Source organism: Rhodococcus sp. 1R11, from assembly GCF_004563845.1.
In the GTDB taxonomy this organism is placed as follows: Bacteria; Actinomycetota; Actinomycetes; order Mycobacteriales; family Mycobacteriaceae; genus Rhodococcoides.
On sequence record NZ_SPNG01000009.1, the window covers coordinates 78,798 to 98,533 of the forward strand.

Annotated in this window: 20 protein-coding genes; 11 read left to right on the forward strand and 9 right to left on the reverse strand. The window is 63.9% G+C overall.

Going from position 1 to position 19,736, the window contains the following annotated elements:
- The first annotated feature begins 4 nt into the window (after positions 1-4).
- The gene (locus E4P29_RS16715) at positions 5-1,561 is read left to right on the forward strand and encodes a CocE/NonD family hydrolase (RefSeq protein WP_135046335.1); all 1,557 of its coding nucleotides are present in this window, start codon (positions 5-7) and stop codon (positions 1,559-1,561) included.
- On the opposite strand, the gene E4P29_RS16720 is transcribed toward E4P29_RS16715, so the two are convergent.
- Both E4P29_RS16720 and E4P29_RS16725 read right to left on the reverse strand, forming a co-directional pair.
- Positions 1,548-2,384 carry an adenylate/guanylate cyclase domain-containing protein gene (locus E4P29_RS16720; protein WP_209205442.1) on the reverse strand — a complete coding sequence of 279 codons (837 nt, stop codon included), beginning with the start codon at positions 2,382-2,384 and terminating at the stop codon, positions 1,548-1,550. The two genes, E4P29_RS16715 and E4P29_RS16720, sit on opposite strands and share 14 nt — an antisense overlap.
- Positions 2,381-3,361, reverse strand: a complete 981-nt coding sequence (locus tag E4P29_RS16725) for a helix-turn-helix domain-containing protein (protein ID WP_135046453.1) — start codon at positions 3,359-3,361, stop codon at positions 2,381-2,383. The genes E4P29_RS16720 and E4P29_RS16725 overlap by 4 nt, the downstream gene beginning before the upstream one ends.
- A 122-nt stretch (positions 3,362-3,483) precedes the next feature.
- Between E4P29_RS16725 and E4P29_RS16730 the strand changes: the two genes are divergently transcribed.
- The 4 genes from E4P29_RS16730 to E4P29_RS16745 are packed head-to-tail and all read left to right on the forward strand — an operon-like array spanning position 3,484 to position 6,220.
- A complete protein-coding gene (locus E4P29_RS16730; RefSeq protein WP_135046336.1) occupies positions 3,484-4,116 on the forward strand; it encodes an isochorismatase family protein in 633 nt (210 codons plus the stop codon).
- A gap of 21 nt (positions 4,117-4,137) precedes the next feature.
- The gene (locus E4P29_RS16735) at positions 4,138-4,557 is read left to right on the forward strand and encodes a hypothetical protein (RefSeq protein ID WP_245154369.1); all 420 of its coding nucleotides are present in this window, start codon (positions 4,138-4,140) and stop codon (positions 4,555-4,557) included.
- Positions 4,558-4,569: 12 nt separating this feature from the next.
- Positions 4,570-5,556: an alpha/beta fold hydrolase gene (locus E4P29_RS16740; RefSeq protein ID WP_135046337.1), complete on the forward strand. Its 987-nt coding sequence runs from the start codon at positions 4,570-4,572 to the stop codon at positions 5,554-5,556.
- A gap of 7 nt (positions 5,557-5,563) precedes the next feature.
- Positions 5,564-6,220, forward strand: a complete 657-nt coding sequence (locus E4P29_RS16745) for a nitroreductase family protein (RefSeq protein ID WP_135046338.1) — start codon at positions 5,564-5,566, stop codon at positions 6,218-6,220.
- Between the two features lie 22 nt (positions 6,221-6,242).
- Here the strand turns inward: E4P29_RS16745 and E4P29_RS16750 are convergent, their stop codons facing one another.
- From E4P29_RS16750 to E4P29_RS16760, 3 genes are all read right to left on the reverse strand, one after another.
- Positions 6,243-6,533: a hypothetical protein gene (locus E4P29_RS16750; RefSeq protein WP_135046339.1), complete on the reverse strand. Its 291-nt coding sequence runs from the start codon at positions 6,531-6,533 to the stop codon at positions 6,243-6,245.
- 77 nt (positions 6,534-6,610) lie between these two features.
- Positions 6,611-7,678, reverse strand: a complete 1,068-nt coding sequence (locus tag E4P29_RS16755; RefSeq protein WP_245154370.1) for a ParB/Srx family N-terminal domain-containing protein — start codon at positions 7,676-7,678, stop codon at positions 6,611-6,613.
- 108 nt (positions 7,679-7,786) lie between these two features.
- A complete protein-coding gene (locus E4P29_RS16760) occupies positions 7,787-8,317 on the reverse strand; it encodes a GNAT family N-acetyltransferase (protein ID WP_135046340.1) in 531 nt (176 codons plus the stop codon).
- Between the two features lie 116 nt (positions 8,318-8,433).
- Between E4P29_RS16760 and E4P29_RS16765 the strand changes: the two genes are divergently transcribed.
- The 5 genes from E4P29_RS16765 (at position 8,434) to E4P29_RS16785 (ending at position 13,592) form a co-directional block, all read left to right on the forward strand.
- Positions 8,434-9,294, forward strand: a complete 861-nt coding sequence (locus E4P29_RS16765; RefSeq protein WP_135046456.1) for an ABC transporter permease — start codon at positions 8,434-8,436, stop codon at positions 9,292-9,294.
- Between the two features lie 3 nt (positions 9,295-9,297).
- Positions 9,298-10,017 carry an ABC transporter ATP-binding protein gene (locus E4P29_RS16770; protein WP_135046341.1) on the forward strand — a complete coding sequence of 240 codons (720 nt, stop codon included), beginning with the start codon at positions 9,298-9,300 and terminating at the stop codon, positions 10,015-10,017.
- 36 nt (positions 10,018-10,053) lie between these two features.
- Complete coding sequence (locus E4P29_RS16775; protein WP_135046342.1) at positions 10,054-11,100, forward strand: ABC transporter substrate-binding protein; 1,047 nt, start codon at positions 10,054-10,056, stop codon at positions 11,098-11,100.
- 28 nt (positions 11,101-11,128) lie between these two features.
- Positions 11,129-12,232 carry an LLM class flavin-dependent oxidoreductase gene (locus E4P29_RS16780; RefSeq protein ID WP_032384806.1) on the forward strand — a complete coding sequence of 368 codons (1,104 nt, stop codon included), beginning with the start codon at positions 11,129-11,131 and terminating at the stop codon, positions 12,230-12,232.
- Positions 12,233-12,335: 103 nt separating this feature from the next.
- The gene (locus E4P29_RS16785) at positions 12,336-13,592 is read left to right on the forward strand and encodes a DUF4143 domain-containing protein (RefSeq protein ID WP_245154371.1); all 1,257 of its coding nucleotides are present in this window, start codon (positions 12,336-12,338) and stop codon (positions 13,590-13,592) included.
- Positions 13,593-13,629: 37 nt separating this feature from the next.
- Here the strand turns inward: E4P29_RS16785 and E4P29_RS16790 are convergent, their stop codons facing one another.
- From E4P29_RS16790 to E4P29_RS16805, 4 genes are read right to left on the reverse strand one after another with little or no spacing between them, the layout of a single operon-like run.
- Positions 13,630-14,763 (reverse strand): serine hydrolase domain-containing protein, encoded by a 1,134-nt coding sequence (locus tag E4P29_RS16790; RefSeq protein ID WP_135046344.1) that lies wholly within the window; start codon positions 14,761-14,763, stop codon positions 13,630-13,632.
- Entirely contained in the window at positions 14,753-15,379 is a 627-nt protein-coding gene (locus E4P29_RS16795; protein ID WP_135046345.1) for a TetR/AcrR family transcriptional regulator, read from the reverse strand. Before E4P29_RS16795 ends, E4P29_RS16790 begins: the two co-directional genes overlap by 11 nt.
- Positions 15,376-16,938 (reverse strand): class I adenylate-forming enzyme family protein, encoded by a 1,563-nt coding sequence (locus tag E4P29_RS16800; RefSeq protein WP_135046346.1) that lies wholly within the window; start codon positions 16,936-16,938, stop codon positions 15,376-15,378. Before E4P29_RS16800 ends, E4P29_RS16795 begins: the two co-directional genes overlap by 4 nt.
- A 25-nt stretch (positions 16,939-16,963) precedes the next feature.
- Positions 16,964-17,626 (reverse strand): nitroreductase family protein, encoded by a 663-nt coding sequence (locus tag E4P29_RS16805; protein WP_135046347.1) that lies wholly within the window; start codon positions 17,624-17,626, stop codon positions 16,964-16,966.
- Between the two features lie 183 nt (positions 17,627-17,809).
- On the opposite strand from E4P29_RS16805, the gene E4P29_RS16810 reads away from it, so the two are divergent.
- Complete coding sequence (locus E4P29_RS16810) at positions 17,810-19,735, forward strand: NAD(P)/FAD-dependent oxidoreductase (protein ID WP_209205443.1); 1,926 nt, start codon at positions 17,810-17,812, stop codon at positions 19,733-19,735.
- Position 19,736: the final 1 nt, after the last annotated feature.

A 19,736-nucleotide genomic window follows, 5' to 3' on the forward strand; every position in this document is an offset into this window, starting at 1 on the left:
ATGGATGGAGATCGACATCCGTATCACCCGCGTACCCCTGGCCCTTACCCTTGCCGCAGTCCTCGTCGGACAGGCAGCCGGTACTGCTGCAGCGGTACCTCGAGAATTACCGACAGACCCGTTCTTCACCTACGGACGTGCGGCCGAATACAGGGCCACCTCGGAGCGCATGAAGGTTCCGTTGCGCGACGGTGCCACCCTGGCCTGCAATGTGAACCGACCCGGTGATGACGGCAACGTGCCGGTCGCAGGGAAGTTCCCGACCATCGTCTACGACTTCAACGCCTACGACAGCCTCGACCAGTTGGCAACGGACTCTGCGTATCTGGTCGAACGTGGATACAACATTCTGCTGTGCAACGTCCGGGGATCCGGGGATTCTCCAGGTGTACTGGATCCGTTCGGCCCGCAGGAACAGCAGGACAACTACGATCTCGTCGAATGGGCTGCAGCGCAACCATGGTCGACGGACAAGATCGGACAATCCGGTGTCAGCTACGGCGGTCACACATCGATGCTGGCCGCGGCCAACAATCCACCACATCTGGCTGCCGTCATCCCGGTCGATGCGTTCAGCGACTGGTACGAGAACACCATCTACCGCGGCGGAATCCGATCCGACACCATCCGCACGTGGCAAGCGAGCACAGCCCCGGCCACCGAAGGTCCCTACGACGAGCACCCGCTGTACGACCAGTACTGGATCGACCGCAGCGTCGAAGCGAAGTGGCAGAATATCGATGTCCCCATGTTGCAGATCGGGGGATGGTACGACCGCTACCGAGATCCGATGGTGCAGAACTACTCCGCACATCCGGATCTGACGTGGGTCGTTGCCGGTCCGTGGAAACACGGGATGCCGGCGGGCCAGAAAGCCGATATCGGTACAGGCGCGTACCTCGCATGGTGGGACAAGTGGCTGCGCGAGGACGGCTCTGCACCCCTGCCCGCGAAGCGGATCAATTCCTACGAGATCTCGTCGGTGCCCGCAGAACGTGGCTGGCAGGAATTCGGCCAGTGGCCGCCTGCCGAATCCACCGAGTTGACGTTGGCAATGGGGACCGATGGTGGTCTGAGTCCGTTACCGACCGAGCAGGGCAGTCGCGCGTACACAGTGCCGACGGATCACACCGACGCTGTTGATGCAGCAGTGGTCTTCTCGACCACTCCGTTGCCTGCCGATGTGGTGATCGCAGGGTCCCCAACGGCACAGATCTCGGCGACCTTCACCGCGTCCAACGGCAACCTCGCTGTCATCGTCGACGACGTTGCCCCGGACGGCACTGTGGAGCGCATTACCCAGGGCTGGCTGAAGGCCAGTCATCGCAACGGATCCGTTGCGCCCGAGCCTGTAATGCCCGGTCAGGAGTACGAATTGGATGTACGGGCGTGGCCGACACACTTCCGGTTGCCGGCCGGACACCGGCTGCAAGTCCAGGTTCGCAGTGACGATTACCCCGACATCACCGACGATGCGCCTGCCGGCGATGTCGTCCTCAGCACCGGTGCCGGAGGTTCGACTTTCACCGTGCCGGTGCTCCCCGGCGCTATCCCGCGCTGATGGACGGCGTTGTATCCGGTTGTGCTGGTAGCGCGACCGGATACAACTGGAAACTACCGCTCATTCCCTTGAGTTCGACGTCGCGGGGCGTCCCGAGGGTCAGGTCATGCGCGGCACCGATGGCCTTGCGCACCGGTTCGCTGACCAGAATTTCGCCGCCGTCGGCCTGCCCTGCGACGCGTGCCGCCATGGCCACGTTGAGTCCGAACAGGTCGTCGCCTCGACGCACCGAACTGCCGACGTGGATGCCCATACGGACGCGGATGCGATCCCATCGATCCGGGTTTTCCAAAAGGGCTTCTTGCACTTCCACCCCGCAGCGCACGGCTTCAGCCGGGTCGGAGAAGGCGATCATGTAACCGTCGCCCTGGCTCTTGACCACATGTCCGCCGTGGTCGTCGACGTGTTTGCGGATCAGCTTGTTGTGCTTCTCGAGCAATTTCACCCAACCGCGGTCGCCCAGTTCCTCATTGCGGGCGGTGGACCCTTCGATGTCGGAGAACATGACCACTATGTCGCCGTCGGCGGTCATGCGTGCCAGGTCGGGGCGTTCGACCTTGGCCCAGCCCGCGAGGTCTTCTACGGAGTTGCGGACGGTAGCGCCGAATCCCTTGTTGATGAGTAGCTCCGTGGTGTGGAAGGCGGTTCTGATCGCAAAGGGCACCAGGCCACGTCGCTTACGGCGTTGCTGCGATTCGAGAGCGCGGTCGAGTGCTCGGCGCGTGTGCTTCAACTTTCGTCGAGACACGATGAGAACCACACCGAGCGCGATGATGGCGGCGAGCTCGACTCCGGCAACTATCCACAGGATCACGTTGCTCATCCTCGCCTCTCGGCGGTGTCCGTGGTTGCACAACCGACCGCGAACTGCTTCCGGTAGGCCGTCGGCGTGACGGCGAAAGCCGAGTGGAAGTTCTGACGCAGGGTGACGGCGCTGCCGAATCCGCACGAGGCAGCGATGCTCTCGATGCTGTGGCCGGTGGTTTCGAGTTGGCTGCGGGCGGCGTCGAGCCGCTGGTCGAGTACCCAGCGCGCGGGCGTGGTGCCCGTCGCATACTGAAATTGCCGGATGAAGCTGCGCCGGCTCATGCGTGCCCGCTCGGCAAGGCGCTCGATCGGCAGGGGCTCGGCCAGTCGCTCCAGCGCCCAGCTCTGGACGTCGGCGATCGCGGAGTCCTCGGATGCCTCGATCACCGGCCGTTCGATGTATTGCGCCTGACCGCCCTCGCGATGGGGTGCGACCACCAGACTGCGCGCGACCCGTGTTGCCGCTGCCGCGCCGAGGTGTTTGCGGACGATGTGCAGGCAGGAATCTATCGACGACGCCGTGCCCGCGGAGGTCATGACGTCGCCGTGGTCGATGTAGAGCACGGACTCGTCGAGGCCCAGTTGCGAATTGCGGTCGCGCAGTTCGGTCATCTTGGACCAATGGGTGACGGCAGGGCGTCCCGCGAGCAGTCCGGTGTCGGCGACGGCAAACGACCCCAGACACAGTCCCGCGATCTGGGCTCCCCGTCTGTGAGCGCCTCGAAGAGCGGTGGACAGGTGAGCGCCGATGTGTGGCAACGACTCCGGCCACGACGTCACGATGACGATGTCGGCCCAATCGGCGATGTCGGGGCCTTCGATCTCGCCGACGGGGAAGCCCTCCTCGGTGCGGATCGACCCTGGCTCGTCGGACCACACCCGCGTCTCCCAGTCGGGGGCCAGCCCGAGGCGCGTCACCTCGCCGAACACCATCAACGGCGCGGCGAGGTGGAACATGGTGATGCCGTCGAACACGTACAGCGCGATGCGCATGAATCTCCGATCGACGAATTGGCGCAATTTCATCGAAAGTATGCATCCGTGCCACTCGTGAACGCAAGGTCGGTGCCGAAGTATGGGTATCGACCGAGTACGCCACCTGAAGGAGAACGTCCATGACCGCACCGCGTAGAGCCCTCATCGTCATCGATGTACAGCAGGAATACTTCGAGGGAGTTCTGAAGATTCAGTACCCGCCTCGCGACGAGTCGCTGGCCAACATCGTTCGTACCATCGAAGCGGCTGTGGCGCAGGATGTTCCGGTGGCCATCGTGCAGCACGAGATGCCCGAGGGCTCGCCTGCTTTCGTCAAGGGAACCCCGACGTACGAGCTTCATCCCGACATTCAGGCCGTCGTGCAGCCGTCCTTCGAGCGAGTCGAGAAGCAGTACAGCAGCGTCTTCGCTGGCACCGACGTGGCGAAGTGGTTGCAGGGCAACAACGTCGACACCGTCACGATCGTCGGATACATGACCAACAACTGCGATCTCGCCACCAGCGCCGACGCCGAGGCGCTCGACCTGACCGTCGAGATCCTGTCCGACGCCACCGGCGCAATCAACCTCTCGAACGAGGCCGGGACCGTCTCGGCCGAACACCTGCACAAGGCGTTGATGGTGCTCTACCAGTCCAACTTCGCCGCAGTGGCGACGACCGACCAGTGGATCGACGCGGTGAAGAACGGAAACGGGCTTACAGCGAGCAACCTGGTGGTCTCGGCTGCGCAGGGCAACGACGCGGTGGCGTAGTTCGTCATTAGGATTGCAAGTGTGACGGCACGGGCGATAACGGACCAGACGCTCGGCGCATGGGTGATCAAGTGCAATCCGCACAAGACCGACCTCGCACCGATGGTCGAAGCCGGACGTGCGCACGATAATTGGTGCGTCGCGAATAACTATCGAACTCATCTGATGGTCCCTGGGCAGCCGGTGTTGTTCTGGGTCAGCAGCCACCCGCGACGCGGGATCTGGGGTGCGGGTCGGTTGACCGGCACCCCGGTCCCCGGCACCCAGTGGAAGGTCTCGACGAACATCACGCTGTTCGATGAGCCGATCCTCGCGTCGGATCTGCAGGCCGTCGCGGAACTGTCGACGCTCGAGGTGTTCCGGTCGCCGCAACAATCCAACCCCTCGTGGATCGACGCGTCCGCGTGGGCAGTGATCCGACAAATGCTGCCTCTCGAATGATGTGATGACGGTATGACACTGGAGGACGAACCGACACTTCGCGGAATGCTGGATGTCGGGGACGGGCAGCGCGTCTACTGGGAGCAATGGGGTCCGTCCGACGGCGTCCCGGCGATCTACTTGCACGGCGGACCGGGCGGGACCCTGAACTCCAGTCAGTTTCGTCGTCACTTCGACCTGTCCCGTGTTCGCGCAATCGGATTCGAGCAGCGCGGGTGCGGACGGTCGACCCCGCACGCGTCGGATCCCTCGACTTCGGTGGCTACCAACACCACTACGCATCAGATCGCCGATATCGAAGCCCTGCGTGTGCACCTCGGCGTCGAGGCGTGGATCGTCAACGGCGCGTCCTGGGGATCCACTCTTGCTCTTGCCTACGCTCTCGCGCATCCGACGAGGGTTCTCGGCATGGTGCTCGTTGCGGTCACGACGACAGGTAGGGCTGAGGTCGACTGGATTACGGAGGGGGTCGGCGCGGTCTTCCCGGAGGCGTGGGATCGGTTCGCCACATTTGCCGAGCAGGCCGGAGTCGGCTATCGACGCGGTGAGGGCCGAATAGTCGACGCGTACAACCGCCTGTTCAATTCGAACGATCTGACGTTGCGCGACAATGCTTCCCGAGAATGGGCGCTGTGGGAGGACGTCCACATATCGATCGGCACCGATGGCGTTCGGCGCAATCCGCGATGGGACGACGACCGGTTCCGACTGGCCTTCGTGCGGCTGGCCGCGCACTACTGGTCGCACGACGGCTTCTGCGATCCACCCTTGCTCGATCGCGCCGACGGTCTCCGAGACATTCCGGGCGTCCTGATCCACGGCCGGAAGGACATCTCCGGACCCGCTGTCACGCCGTGGCATCTACACCGACGTTGGCCCGGGTCGACACTCGTGGTCGATGAGGGCGACGGGCATGGAGGCATGTCCATGGCGGCGCGCTGGGATGCAGCGAACGAAGAACTGGTCGATCGGGCCCGGAGCAGAGCGAATGGTGCATGATCGAGAGGTGACTACTTTCCCGATTGTCGACCTGACTCCCGACGAGCTGCTGACCACCACGCGAACTGTGCGCAAGCGCCTGGACCTGACGCGGCCGGTGCCGATGGAGCTGATCAAGGAATGTCTCGAGATCGCGCTGCAGGCCCCATCCGGCTCGAACAAGCAGGGGTGGCAGTGGATCGTCGTCACCGATCCTGATCTTCGTGCCCGCATCGGTGCGATCTACGGCGAACTGTTTGCCGAGTACCAGGCATCGAAGCAATCCGCTTCGGCCTTGTTCGCGGACGATCCCGAACGCGCCTCGGTTCAGAAGCGCGTCGGCGACAGTGCCGGTTGGCTCGGCGAGCACATGGGTGAAGTTCCCGTGCTGCTGATTCCGTGCATCAAGGCAGGGAAGACGCTTCCGGCCGGCAATCAGGCCGGTTTGTGGGGCTCACTGTTGCCCGCGGTGTGGAACTACGCGCTGGCTGCTCGGGCACGTGGACTCGGAACAGCGTGGACAACAATCCATCTCGCCTGCGAGGCTGAGATCTCCGAACTACTGGGCATCCCCGAAGGCTTCCATCAGGGTGCGTTGATTCCGACGGCGTACTACACGGGTGAGACGTTCAAGGTTGCGCCCAGGGAGCCGATCGAGACGGTGCTGCACGTCGATCGTTGGTAGATGGACCGGCCCGTCGCGGTCATCAGACGATTGTGTCAACGTAGATGATTTCGGTCCTCGCCACTGCACGCCAATGCACGTCGGCGAGCGCAAGCCGCTCGGGGTCCTCCAAGTAAGCTTCCAAGGCCGAATCGTCAGGGAGATGAATGACCTGCACCTCGAGTGGTCCGTCGCCCGAGTCGACGCGGCGGACCCTGCTCACTACCTCGCCGCCGTATTTCGGGATCAGGTCCAGCACCGTGTCCTCGTAGCGGGTGAGTGCGTCTTCTTGTCCGGGCGACGCCCACAGCAGCACGCACAGTTTCAGCTCCATGACGCGAGACGGTACCGGATGCGGTCTCGCCGCCAGGTCGGTCTGTGACAACGCCGGCCCGGCGACCTGACATGCACTTATCGGGGCAGTCCCGACTTGTATTGCAAGGCGTACGCCAGTTTGCCGGGCTTGTCGTTCGCGTACGGTGCGGAGAGTTTCCCGAACTCGCCCTTACCAGCAGCCTTGCCGTCGTTCCAGGAAGCCAGTGCGCCGAGTTCCGCTGCGGTACGACCACTGTCGATGACTGTGTCTTTCGGGGCCGCCACCTGAGCGCGCGAGACCGACTCGACGGTACTCAGGTAGCTCTCCAGGGTGTTGCTGTCCCAGCCGCTGATGTCGACTTCCGCCGAGTCGCGAACCCATGCACCCCAATAGAATTCCTGGAACGGGATCGTGCCGGGTGTGAAGCCGATGTCGCGGGCGAAGTACATCAGGCTGCGGTACTTGTCGTTCTGGAACTTGGCGAGACCCACTCCCGACGGAAGCTGCTCCACCGGAACTTCGTTGCCGTCGACGTCGTAGTTCCACACCCACTTCTCGGCTTTCATCCGAGCCCAGAAGTCGGCAGGACTCAGGTCGCTGAGATTGGCGACCACTCGCAGACGAAGATGCAGATTCGGCCCACCGTCGGCCGTTTCGTAGAACGAGGTCAGAGTGTGGTGACCGTCGGTCAGGTACGGCACGCCGCCCGGTCCGATGACAACCGTCTTCATGGGCGCGATCGTGTCGGGCGTTTCCTGGCCGACGGGCACGGCGCAGGTGAACGACGACGGATTGTCCAGGCGCGCATCGGGTAGCGCCGACGCGGCCTTCTCCTGGCCGTTGGCTTCGCACCAGTCGTCGAACTTCTTGTTGATCTGGTCCTTGCCGAGTGTGTATCGACCGAGCTTGTAGTACACCTCGTCGTACCCGAGCGACGGTTGCGTCGCGTGTACATCACCGATCGGCAGATCGAGAAGCTCACCGGCTTCGGCACATTGGTAGCCGAGGCCAGAGGACGATCCACTGGGGAGCAGGTCCGCAACCTGACACAGCGGCGACGCCGTCCGTGCCGGGACGGCAGTGGCGACGCCGCCCATCGACGTGGAGACGACAGAGACCAGTGCGAGGATGCCCAGTAGAGCAGCTCTTCGACGCGATGCCATTCGTGAAACTCCCAGAGTTCGGAAAGTGAAGTTTTCCGAGACTGTCGCACCGCGGTCACCGGCCGGTGTCGGGGAACCGACGCGGAGGTGAACGTCGCGTGATGTGCGTCAGCGATCCTCGCGCAACAGTGCGTAGACGAGCGTGTCGGTCCATTCGCCCTTGCACCACCAGTTTTGGCGGAAGTGCGCTTCCTGACGCATCCCGACCCGGGCGGCCAACCGGGCCGACGCGTCGTTGCGTCCGTCCATCTGCGCCGTGACCCGGTGGATCTGGGGCAGTGAGAACACGTGCTCGATCAACGCATCGACCGCCTCGGTCGCGTAACCACGACCGGCCACGGCAGGGGAGAACGTCCAGCCGAGTTCGACGAGTGCCGGCGAACCGTCAACGAGCCATGCTTCGACGTTGCCCACCACCGTCCCGTCGTGTTCGACGACCATGGCGAGCGCCTGAGTGTGTAATCCGGATCGCTTCATCCGTTTACCCACCGCTGCAACGGCGTCGGCGTGCGTCCAGGCCTCGTGCAGGAGATAGCGGCACACCTCGGGGTCGCTGTAGTACGCAAGAACCCTGTCTGCGTCGTCGGGTTCGTACAGACGAAGGGTCAGGCGCTCGGTGTGGATGGGCTCGACTGTCATATGTCCGATTCTGCCCGACCTAGATTCACGCTGATTCGAACCCTGGTCTCGTACCCCTCTCGTAACGGATGGTGGTGAGTCGAAGCTGATCTTCATCAAGTGGAAGGCACGTGAACATGGTCGTGACGTCGTACGCCGCTCCCGCGGGACCTGTGGACACGCGGCGCAGCGTCGTACCGAAAGTCGACCCGGTTTCCGCCTCGTCCAAAACGCCACTGTGGCAGCGATACCGATGGACCTTCCTGCGCGCCTTGTCGCCGATCGTCCTCCTCGTCCTCTGGCAGATCGCCAGTGCTGCCGGAGTCCTCTCCGAACGTGTTCTCCCCGCACCGTCACTGATCTTCGACGCGGGTCTGGAATTGCTGCGCAACGGTGAATTGGCCGACGCTCTGGCTATTTCCGGAACGCGAGTGGTTCAGGGACTCCTGCTGGGCGGGCTGATCGGGGTGGCACTCGGGGCGCTCGTCGGACTGTCCAAGCTCGCCGAAGCAACCGTCGACCCGCCGCTGCAGATGCTGCGTGCACTCCCACACCTCGGGTTGATCCCACTGTTCATCCTGTGGTTCGGAATCGGCGAGACTCCCAAGATTCTGCTCGTCGCTCTCGGAGTGGCATTTCCGTTGTACCTCAACACGTTCTCGGCCATCCGGCAGATCGATCGCGACTTTCTCGACACTGCCGTTGTACTGGGATTTTCGTGGCGACAGCGATTCACAACGATCATTCTGCCGAGCATCGCGCCCCAGCTGTTGGTGGGACTTCGGCAGTCGTTGGCCATCGCGTGGCTGTCGTTGATCGTGGCCGAGCAGATCAATGCCGAATCCGGGCTCGGCTACATCATCAACAATGCGCGGGACTTCCTGCGTGTGGACACCATCATCTTCGGGCTCGTCGTCTACGCGCTGATGGGAATCGGCACCGACGGAATCGTACGAATCCTCGAAAAACGAGCCCTCCGTTACAGATTGGACGCGTGAGCCATGACTACGACGACGACTTCCGTCGCCACCCTGCACGGGATCGACAAGTTCTACGGATCCAGCCACGTGTTGAAGGGTGTCGACCTGTCCATCGAGCGCGGCGAAATCGTCTCGCTGGTCGGACGATCCGGCTCCGGCAAGTCGACCATCCTGCGTGTCCTGGCCGGACTGTCGACCGACCACACAGGGGAGCGGCACGTCGCCGGACATCCTGCAGTCGCGTTTCAGGAACCACGACTGTTCCCGTGGCGATCGGTTCGCCAGAACGTGTCCTACGGTCTGAACACCGCAGGCGTCACCGGCAACGAAGCATTGACTGCTGCCGACGCGACCCTCGACGAGGTGGGGCTGGCCGAGAAGCGAGACGCATGGCCACTCACATTGTCCGGTGGGCAAGCTCAGCGCGCTGCGCTGGCGCGGGCTTTGGTGGGGGAGCCCGAACTGCTGCTCCTCGACGAACCGTTCGGCGCGCTCGACGCACTCACGCGACTGACCATGCAGTCACTTCTGCTCGACCTGTGGGGACGGCACCGCTTCGGCATCCTCCTGGTCACGCACGATGTCGACGAGGCGATCGCGCTGGCCGATCGGGTTGTGGTGCTCGAGAACGGCGCAGTCTCGGACACTGTCACCGTCGATCTGCCCCGCCCCCGCGATCGCGGAACGGCGGGCTTTTCCCGCCTTCGCACCCATCTGCTAGGAGCTCTCGGAGTTCACTGACCGTCCAATTCGGCACCTGACAAGGATCTTTCACACATGTCGTCACATGCTCGTCCTCGCTCTCTGCGCGCACTCGGTGTGCTCACTGCCCTGTCCTTGACGGTCGTCGGACTCACCGGTTGCGTCTCGCGTGGTAGCGATACCACCAACACCCAAGCCCCGGAACTGGTCTCGAACGACCAACTCGCCACAGTCACCCTCGATGTCGGCGACCAGAAGGGTGGCACCGAAGCCCTACTGCGCGCATCGGGTGAGCTGGACTCCGCTCCCTACGATGTTGCGTTCTCCACCTTCACTTCCGGCCCGCCTCAGGTGGAGGCGGCAACGGCCGGCCAGATCGACTTCGCGGTCACCGGCAACACGCCCCCCGTCTTCGGGGTTGCAGCCAATGCACGCATCAAGGTCGTCTCCGCCTATACCAACGATGCGAGCGGGGATCAGATTCTCGTGCCACAGGATTCGACTCTGGCATCGTTCGCCGACCTGCGCGGTAAGAAGATCGCGGTGGGCAAGGGAAGTTCGGCGCACGGCCACGTGCTGCTGCAGTTGCAGAAGGCCGGCTTGACCACCGACGACGTTCAGCTGGTGTTCCTTCAGCCTGCCGATGCGCTGACGGCATTCACCTCGGGCGAGGTCGATGCCTGGGCGATCTGGGATCCGTTCACCGCGATCGCGCAGGTGCAGAACGGCTCGAAGACGCTGACCACTGCCGAGGGTGTGGCCAACGGTTATGGCTTCGGTATTGCCTCGCAGCAGGCTCTGGACGATCCCGCGAAGAACACCGCGCTGCAGGACTTCGTGGTTCGTCTGGCCAAGGCCTCGGCCTGGGCCGAGAAGAATCCGGGAGAGTGGGCGGCGGCATACTCCACGGCCGTCGGCATCGACCCGGCCGCGGGTGAATTGGCGCAGGGGCGAAGCCAGCGACCCGCAATTGCTCTGGACGACAACGTGATCGAATCCGAGCAGACGCTCTTCGATGTATTCGTCGAGAGCGGAAGCATCCCTGGCGGCAACACGTTCGAGGACTTCGTCGACACGCGTTACAACGACGCCATCGCCGCCGCGACCGCCTCCGCCAACTGATCACCCACCACGTCGTAGGAGTTCACTCGTGACCGCACGCATTTTCTGGTTCCTCCCCACCGCTGGCGACGGCCGCTCCATCGTCGGTGCATCTCACGCGTCGGCCAACATCGTCGAACCTGCCGGGTTCCGTCGTCCGTCGCTGCGGTACCTCACGGAGGTGGCTCAGGCCGCGGACCGACTCGGCTACGAGGGGGTGCTGACTCCGACGGGAACGTGGTGCGAGGACGCCTGGCTGACCACGGCGGCTCTACTGCAAAGCACCCGACGGCTGAAGTTCCTCGTCGCCTTCCGTCCCGGCCTCACGCCGCCCACGTTGGCGGCGCAACAGGCAGCGACGTTGCAGCGGTTCTCGGAAGGTCGGGTGCTGTTCAACATTGTCACCGGGGGCGACGACGTCGAGCAGCGTCGGTTCGGTGATTGGATCGACCACGATCGGCGCTACGCCCGCACCGACGAATTTCTCGGATTGGTGCATCGGATCTGGACGGAGACGTCGGTCGACCACGAAGGCGAATTCTTCAAGGTCGCAGATGCACGCGTGTCGGAGGCCCCGGACCCGTTGCCCGAGTTCTGGTTCGGCGGTTCCTCCGATCCCGCACTCGCCGTCGCGGCCAAGCACGTCCAGACGTATCTGACGTGGGGCGAGCCGCCGGCCGACGCCCGCGCCAAGATCGAGAAAGTGCAGGCGCTCGCGGACGCCGAGGGCCGCAAGCTCACCTATGGCATTCGCCTGCACACCATCAGCCGCGACACCTCCGAAGAGGCCTGGGCCGTCGCACAAAAGCTGCTCGACGAGCTTCCCGAGGAGCAGGTGTCTGCGGCACACGCGCTGCACTCGTCCTCGCAGTCCGAGGGACAGCGTCGGATGGCCGCATTGCACGGCGGCAGCAAGGATTCCCTCGAGATCTACCCGAACCTGTGGGCCGGAGTCGGCCTGGTCCGCGGCGGTGCCGGTACGGCTCTGGTCGGGTCGCACGAGGAAGTTGCCAACCTGATCGGCGAGTACCACGACGCCGGATTCGACGAGTTCATCCTCTCGGGCTACCCACACCTCGAGGAGGCGTACCACTTCGCCGAAGGTGTTCGACCCATCCTCGACGCGCGAGGAATCACGGTCCCCGCACGCTAGGGCACGTGGATCGAACCACCGGGTGTGCCGGTTATGGGAAATCTGTCCAGTAGATGGCGTGAAAAATGGATGATAGACGAGGGTGAATCTGTATGATGGCCGCGTGTCCAGTGCCATGTACGTCCCGCGAATCGTGGATGAGGAGCTTGACGACCTCCTCCCTCACCTCGCCGCCATCAACCTCGACGGTGCGAAAGGCGTAGGCAAGACCGCTACCGCCACCCGCCGTGCGAAGTCGGTTCTCGAACTCGACAACGCGGTGGATCGGCAGCTGATTTCTGCGGACCCAGATCTGCTCGCGAGATCGGCGCGCCCCATGCTTATCGATGAATGGCAACGATTCCCGCCGTCATGGGATCTGGTTCGCAGAGCCGTGGACAACGATGCGTCGGGTGGGCAATTTCTGCTGACGGGAAGCGCGCCGCCTTCCGACGCTGTCGTCCACTCCGGTGCAGGCCGAATTGTCCGTGTACGAATGTGGCCTCTGAGCTTCGCCGAACGTTGGCCGTCGGATTCGGCTGTATCCCTGAAGGACTTGCTGTCTCCCCGGCAGGTGACTATTTCGGGTTCGACCGAGACCGTGCTCGGCGATTACATCGAAGAAGTGCTGGTTTCCGGCTTCCCTGGCATCCGTCGTCTCGCCGGTCGCGCGAATCGCGCAGCTTTGGACGGCTACCTGCACGCGATCATCGAACACGACTTTCCGGAGCAAGGCCACGTGGTTCGACGTCCGGAATCCCTTCGTGCCTGGATGACTGCATACGCCGCAGCCACGTCGACCACAGCATCCTGGGAGTCGATCAGGGATGCGGCAACGCCGGGTGCGACCCACAAGCCAACCCGTCAAACATCGATCAACTATCGCGATGTGCTCAGTCGCCTGCGCATGCTGCATGACGTAGAAGCATGGTTGCCGCAGGATAATTCGTTGGGGAAGCTGGCCAAGGCACCTAAGCACCATCTAGTGGACCCAGCCCTGTGCGCTCGATTGCTCGGCGTGACAGCTGAGTCCCTGTTGACGCCCGGCGGCTCGGCGGGCGTCAGATTGGGGCACCTTTTCGAGTCGTTCGTAACGCAAAGCCTCGAGGTGTACGCGCAAGCGAACGAGGCGAGGCTGTTTCATTTCCGTGGCAGGACTGCCGAAGTGGATCTGATCGTCGAGCAAGGCGATGGATCGTTCATCGGCATCGAGGTGAAAGTCTCGCCCGATATCACGGACCACGATGTCCGACATCTGAAGTGGCTTCGGAGCGCAGTGGGCAGTCGAATGAGGGACGCGATCGTAGTGACGACAGGTCCTCACGCTTACCGCCGACAGGACGGTATCGCGGTGATTCCGTTGGCTTTGCTCGCGCCATAGCCGGTCCTCGGCCGCTCGGAGTCGGTGATACGCACTGTCAGCAGATTCCGGCGTACACCGCCCGCACGTACTGCTCCGCTCGGTCGGAGCCGATGATTCCGGGTCCCATTCGGTTCATGACGTAGGAGATGGTCAGCTTCGACTCCGGGTGCAGAACGGTGAGTGATCCGCCCCAACCTCCCCAGAAGCAGATCTTGCCGTCGGGGATGTAGGGAATCGATTCGTGCTGTGGGAGGGCAAAGCCCAGACCGAAGCGCAACGTAATTCCCAGCGCCAAATCGATTCCGTTGGACTGCTCCTCGAAGATCGAGTCGATCGTCTCCGGGCTCAGCAGCCGTACGCCGTCCACGGTTCCGCCGCGGGAGATGACCGACAGGATTCTTGCAACCGACCGTGCGTTGCCATGCCCGTTCAACGCGCCCATGTCCGCGCCGCGCCATGCCGCGGTGTTCGCGGACGACGCCTGCACCAACGGTCCGAGAAAGGTCCTGCGACGCACCATCGTCGGGTCGGGCACGGCATCGTCGGTCGGCGGGGGCGGCGGAACCACATCGGCGATTCGATCCCAGTCGCTTTCGGCGGCACCGATCTGGAAGTCGGCTCCGAGGGGACCGGCAATCTCGTCGGCGACGAACTGCCGCAACGACTTTCCGGTGACCCGGCGGACGACTTCGCCGATCAGGTGGCCCTGACTGGCCGCGTGATACCCCGATGTGGCGCGTGAGTCCCACCACGGAGCTTGCTCAGCCAGTCGTGAGGTCGAGAGTTCCCAGTCGTAGAGGTCCTCTTCGTTGAACGGTCGGTCCCAGCCCGAGACGCCGGAGGTGTGCGACAACAGGTGCCGAACGGCAATCTCCTGCTTGCCGGCGGCCGCGAACTCGGGCCAGTAGGTCGCGACCGGCGCATCGGGATCGAGCACTCCACGGTCGATGAGCATCAACGCCGCCAGGCACGTCACCATCTTGGTCGTCGACCACACGTTGGTGATCGTGTCCGACTCCCACGGCGAGCGGCGCTCGGTATCGCGGTAGCCGCCCCAGAGGTCGACAGCGGTGTGGCTGTCGATGTCGACCACCAGCGACGCGCCGAGTTCCGCTCCGCTCTCGACGTTGGCGGCGAGTGCGTCACGCACCGCCGCGAATTGGGGCTCGCAGTGACCGTCAATTGTCATGTGATGCCCCGAGAATGCGGTGAACGGCCAATTCGACGTAGTTGTCGGCGACCTCCTCGATGCTCAGCTCGCCGCCGTCGTGAAACCAGTTGCTGATGCCGTTGAGCATGTCGGTCAGAGCGAACGACGCCAGCCGCGCATCCGGGACGGTGAATTCACCGCTGCGCATTCCGGCGGTGATGACGTCGCGGACACGTCGTTGGTACTGGCGGCGGTAATCCTCGATGACGGTGCGGTGTTCGGGGATGAGCGAGGCCAACTCGTGCAGGCCGACGATGTACTCCACCCGTCGCCGGTTCAGATGCACCAGGTGCGCGCGCACCAGTGACGAGAGGCGATCGGTAGGGGTTCCGGCCGCGTCGAGCAGCGGCAGGTTCTCCTCGGCCGGCTCCTGCGTGACAGTCAGACAAATCGCGAACAGGATGTCTTCCTTGGACGGGAAGTGGTGGTAGAGGCTGGCACCCTTGATGCCGACGGCGTCGGCGATATCGCGCATCCCCACGTTCGAATAGCCCTCACGCGCAAAGATATTTGCTGCGTTGGCCACGATGTCTTCTCGGCGTTGCCGGGTACGTATCTGCCGAGGGAGTGGAGTCACAGCTTCGGGCTGAGTCATACGGTCTCCTCCACCGCCGCCAGCAGTCGCAGTTCACGCTTGAGAATCTTCCCCTGCGGGTCGACGGGTAGCTCGGCCACGAAGTGTACCGACTTCGGGGCCTTGTACGACGCCAACTCGGTGCGGCAGTACTCGATGATCGCGGCCGGGTCGGCGGTCACCCCGTCGCGCGCGATGACGAAGGCGGTCACGGCCTCGGACCAGTACGGGTCGGGGACTCCGACGACGGCGGCACGCAACACATCCGGGTGCGTGTGGATGGTGCGTTCCACTTCCTGCGACGACACGTTCATCCCTCCCGACTTGATCATGTCCTTCATCCGATCGTAGAAGAACAGGTTGCCGTCGGCGTCGATGCGCACCATGTCGCCGGTGTGTACCCAGCCGTCCCGGAACACCTCGGCGGTGCGTTCGGGGTCCTTGAAGTAGCCGAGCATCACCGACGGAGTGCGACAGAGCAATTCACCGATCTCGCTCTCGTTGCCCGAGGGGTCGACCACCTTGATCTCGAGGTGGGTCACGGGCTTGCCGATCCACGACGCGTCGCCGTCGGGGATGTCGTCGAGGGTGGAGAACCAGCCGACCGAGCCGAGCTGCGAGAGTTCCGACTGTCCCCAGTAGGTGCCCCAGATGGCCTCGGGGGCCGCGGCGGCCCAGGCGCTGATCGTGTGCGGTGACACCTGGCCACCGTAGGTGAGGCAGCGCCGAACCTGACTCACGGACTCCGGGCCGAACTGTGCGTCACGGGCCAGGGCCAGGTAGAACGTCGGAGTCTGCGCGATGACGGAGATCTTCTCGGCGGCGATGATGCGCAGTGATTGCGCCGGGTCGACCGTCGCGGGCAGTACGAGGGTGGCACCCATCAGCGTCAGGGTGGTCATCGAGCCGAGTCCGGCGATGGTGTGGAAGGGCATGACGAACAGCCAGGTGTCCTCCGGTCCCGTGCGCAGGCCCCAGCTCCACGCGGGCGCGGTGGAGATCAGGAAGTTGCGGTGCGGAATCATCACGCCCTTGGGTGCCGCTTCGGTTCCGGAGGTGTAGATGACCATCGCGACGTCGTTCTCGTCCATGTCGACGTCCGGCTCGGTGGACGGGGTGTTCGCCGTCAGTGCGGCGTATTCGGTGCCGAACGTCACCAGGGTGGTGGTCTCCGGCTTCGCCGAGGAGATGATCTCGGCGTAGGCCGGATCGGCCACCACCACAGTCGGTTCCGCGTGTTCGAGTTGGTGCTTCACCTCGGCCGCGCGATACATCACGTTGATGCCGGTGAAGGCCGCACCCGCTTTGAGGGTGCCGTAGTACGCCACCACCACGTCGACGCTGTTGCGTGCCATCGATGCGACGCGGTCGCCCGAAGTCACTCCGAGATCGACCAGCAGGTTGGCGAACTGGTTTGCGCGAGAATCCAGTTCGCCGTACGTGGTGACCTCGCGGGTGCCGTCCGCTGCGTAGCTGATGAACGCGACCTTGTTCGGCTGAGTCCGCGCATGGCGACGTAGCTGATCGCCGATGGTGGCGCGGCCGATCGGGGAGCGGTGGTGGATAGCAGTACCGGGCACGGCGGACTCCTTCAGATGCGTGGTTTTACAGTGCAGGCGAGAGCGCAGCGGAGTCGAACATCGGCTGCGAGAACGTCTCTGCCGCAACGATCTGCTCCACCGGGTCACGGGTGAGCTTGCGCGGGAACGACCTCTCGGGATAGCCGACGGCGATGTGCGCGGCGGTGATGTAGTCGTCCGGGATCCCGAGCAGTTCGCGGATGGCGGGCTCCTCGTGGCACAGCAACGTCGTCACCGCGGTCGCGACGCCCTGATCGCGCAGGCTCAGGCACAGGTTCTGGACGGTCGGATAGATGGACGCGCCGCCGACGACGGAGAGTCGGCCGAGTTCGTGGTCGGTGGGGTGCAGTCCGTCCAGCGCGGCGCAGACCACCACGATGGCGGGCACCTCGTGGAGGTGGCGGGCGAAGTAGTCGGCGTCCTGCACGGTCTTGGGTAATGCGCCGACGGCGACGGTTCCGCCGGTGATGCCGGCGAAGTAGGCGTCCCACATCGGCAGGTAGAGATCGGCGAGAGCCTGCTTGCGGGCGGCGTCGCGCACGACGATCCACCGCACGGGCTGACGATTACCGCCCTGCGGGCCGAAGCGGGCGACGTCGAACGCGGCCTTGAACACCTCGTCGGGAACAGGATCGCTGAGGTACCGCCTGCAGGTGCCGGTGGTGCGCATCGCCTCGGTGAGTTCCATGGGTGTTTCCCTTCGCCTGTCCGCTGTTAGGTAGTGCCATGAAGCATCGTGTGGCGTGGGCCACATTGTCAAGGCTCGACTTGCTGTGAATTTCGAGATTGCGAATCCCTTGCGCGAAATTGCCTAACCGTGGTTAGTTGAGCTGTCGGAGTCGGATGGAGCAGCGCGCAACAGGAGGTACCGGTGTCCACAGACGCAGCAACGGCAGCGGAAACCGTGGGTGGGGTCGATCGGGACCGACTCTCGCGGGCTCTCACCGCAGCCAACCTGCCCACGCTGGTGGCGGTGCTCTATCAGTTGACCGGCGATCCCATGTGGCTCGCCGATCCGTATCGCCCCACGCGTAGTCGGGGCATGGACAACAACGACACGGGCGGATTCGACGACGCAGTTGCCGACCACATCCGCTCCGCAGCACTCGACGCGATCTGCGCGTTCCACGAGGGTGCGCCCATGGCGGTGCCCTCACCCGACTCGGAGCACCTCGTCGAGATGATCAGCGTGGCCGTCGGTGAGCAGGTCCCTCCCGAGTTCGGCGTCATGGTCGCCGAAGACATGGGCTTCACCGCCGCGGACACTCCGGTGGCCGCGCCGAACGATCTGTCGGTCATCGTGATCGGTGCCGGTGTCTCCGGAATGCTCGCCGCCATCAAGCTGCATGAGGCAGGCATCAACCACGTTGTGCTGGAGAAGAACTCCGACGTGGGCGGCGGCTGGTTCGAGAACACCTACCCCGGTGCCGGCGTCGACACCCCCAGTCACCTGTACTCCTACTCCTTCGCGCCGCGGGCGTGGAGCACCCACTTCGGCAAGCGCGACGAGGTGTGGCAGTACCTCAGTGATGTCGCGTCCGAACACGATCTGCGCCAACGCATTCGCTTCGACACCGAGGTGGCGACCGCCGAGTACGACGCGCAGCGCCAGGGCTGGACCGTCACGACAGTCGACGGCGAGACGCTGACCGCCGACGTGGTGATCACCGCGACCGGTCAGCTCAATCGGCCGAAGGTGCCTCACATCCCCGGGCTCGAGTCGTTCGACGGCCCGATCTTCCACACCGCGAACTGGCCGGCCGATCTGGATCTGACCGGCAAGCGCGTCGCCATCGTCGGCACCGGGGCCAGCGCCATGCAGGTGCTGCCGGCCATCGCGTCGACGGTGGGGCATGCGACGGTCTTTCAGCGTTCGCCGCAGTGGGTGTCGTCGAGCGACGTGTACTTCACCGAGATGGGCGACGACGCCAACTACTTGATGGACGTTGTTCCGCTGTACCGGCTCTGGTATCGGACCAGGCTGGCCTGGAACTTCAACGATCGTGTGCACAGCTCGCTGCAGGTCGATCCCGAATGGGAGCATCCGCAACGCTCGATCAACCCGATGAACGACGCCCACCGGCGGGTATTCACCCGCTACATCGAAGCCGAACTCGACGGTCGACCCGACCTCATCGAGAAGTCGCTTCCCGATTACCCGCCCTTCGGCAAGCGGATGCTTCTCGACAACGGCTGGTACGCAGCGCTCAAACGCGACAACGTCACCCTCATCGCCGACGCCGTCTCGTCCATCACCGCCAACTCGGTTGTGGCGCAGGACGGTTCGGAGGCCGAGGTCGATGTGGTGATCCTCGCGACAGGCTTCGAGACCCACAAGCTGCTGACGCCGATCGACGTGCGCGGACGCTCGGGGGAATCCATCCGCGATATCTGGGGCCCGGAAGATGCGCACGCGTATCTCGGCATCACCGTCCCGGACTTCCCGAACTTCTTCATCACCTGCGGTCCAGGAACGGTATTGGGCCACGGCGGCAGTTACATCACCATCGCCGAATGCCAGGTGCGCTACATCGTCGATGTGTTGATCGACATGGTGGACAAGCGAATCGGAGCCATCGAGTGCAAGGCCGACGTGGAAGCCGAATACGTCCGCAAGCACGACGAGGCGCACGCGAAGATGATCTGGTCGCACGGCGGCATGGACAACTGGTACCGCAACGACGCCGGACGCGTGGTCTCCACGTTGCCATGGCGCATCGTCGACTACTGGGAGATGACGAGGCGGGCCGATCTCGACGACTTCGTCACCGAGCCCCGTCGGAACCAGCTCGCGTGAA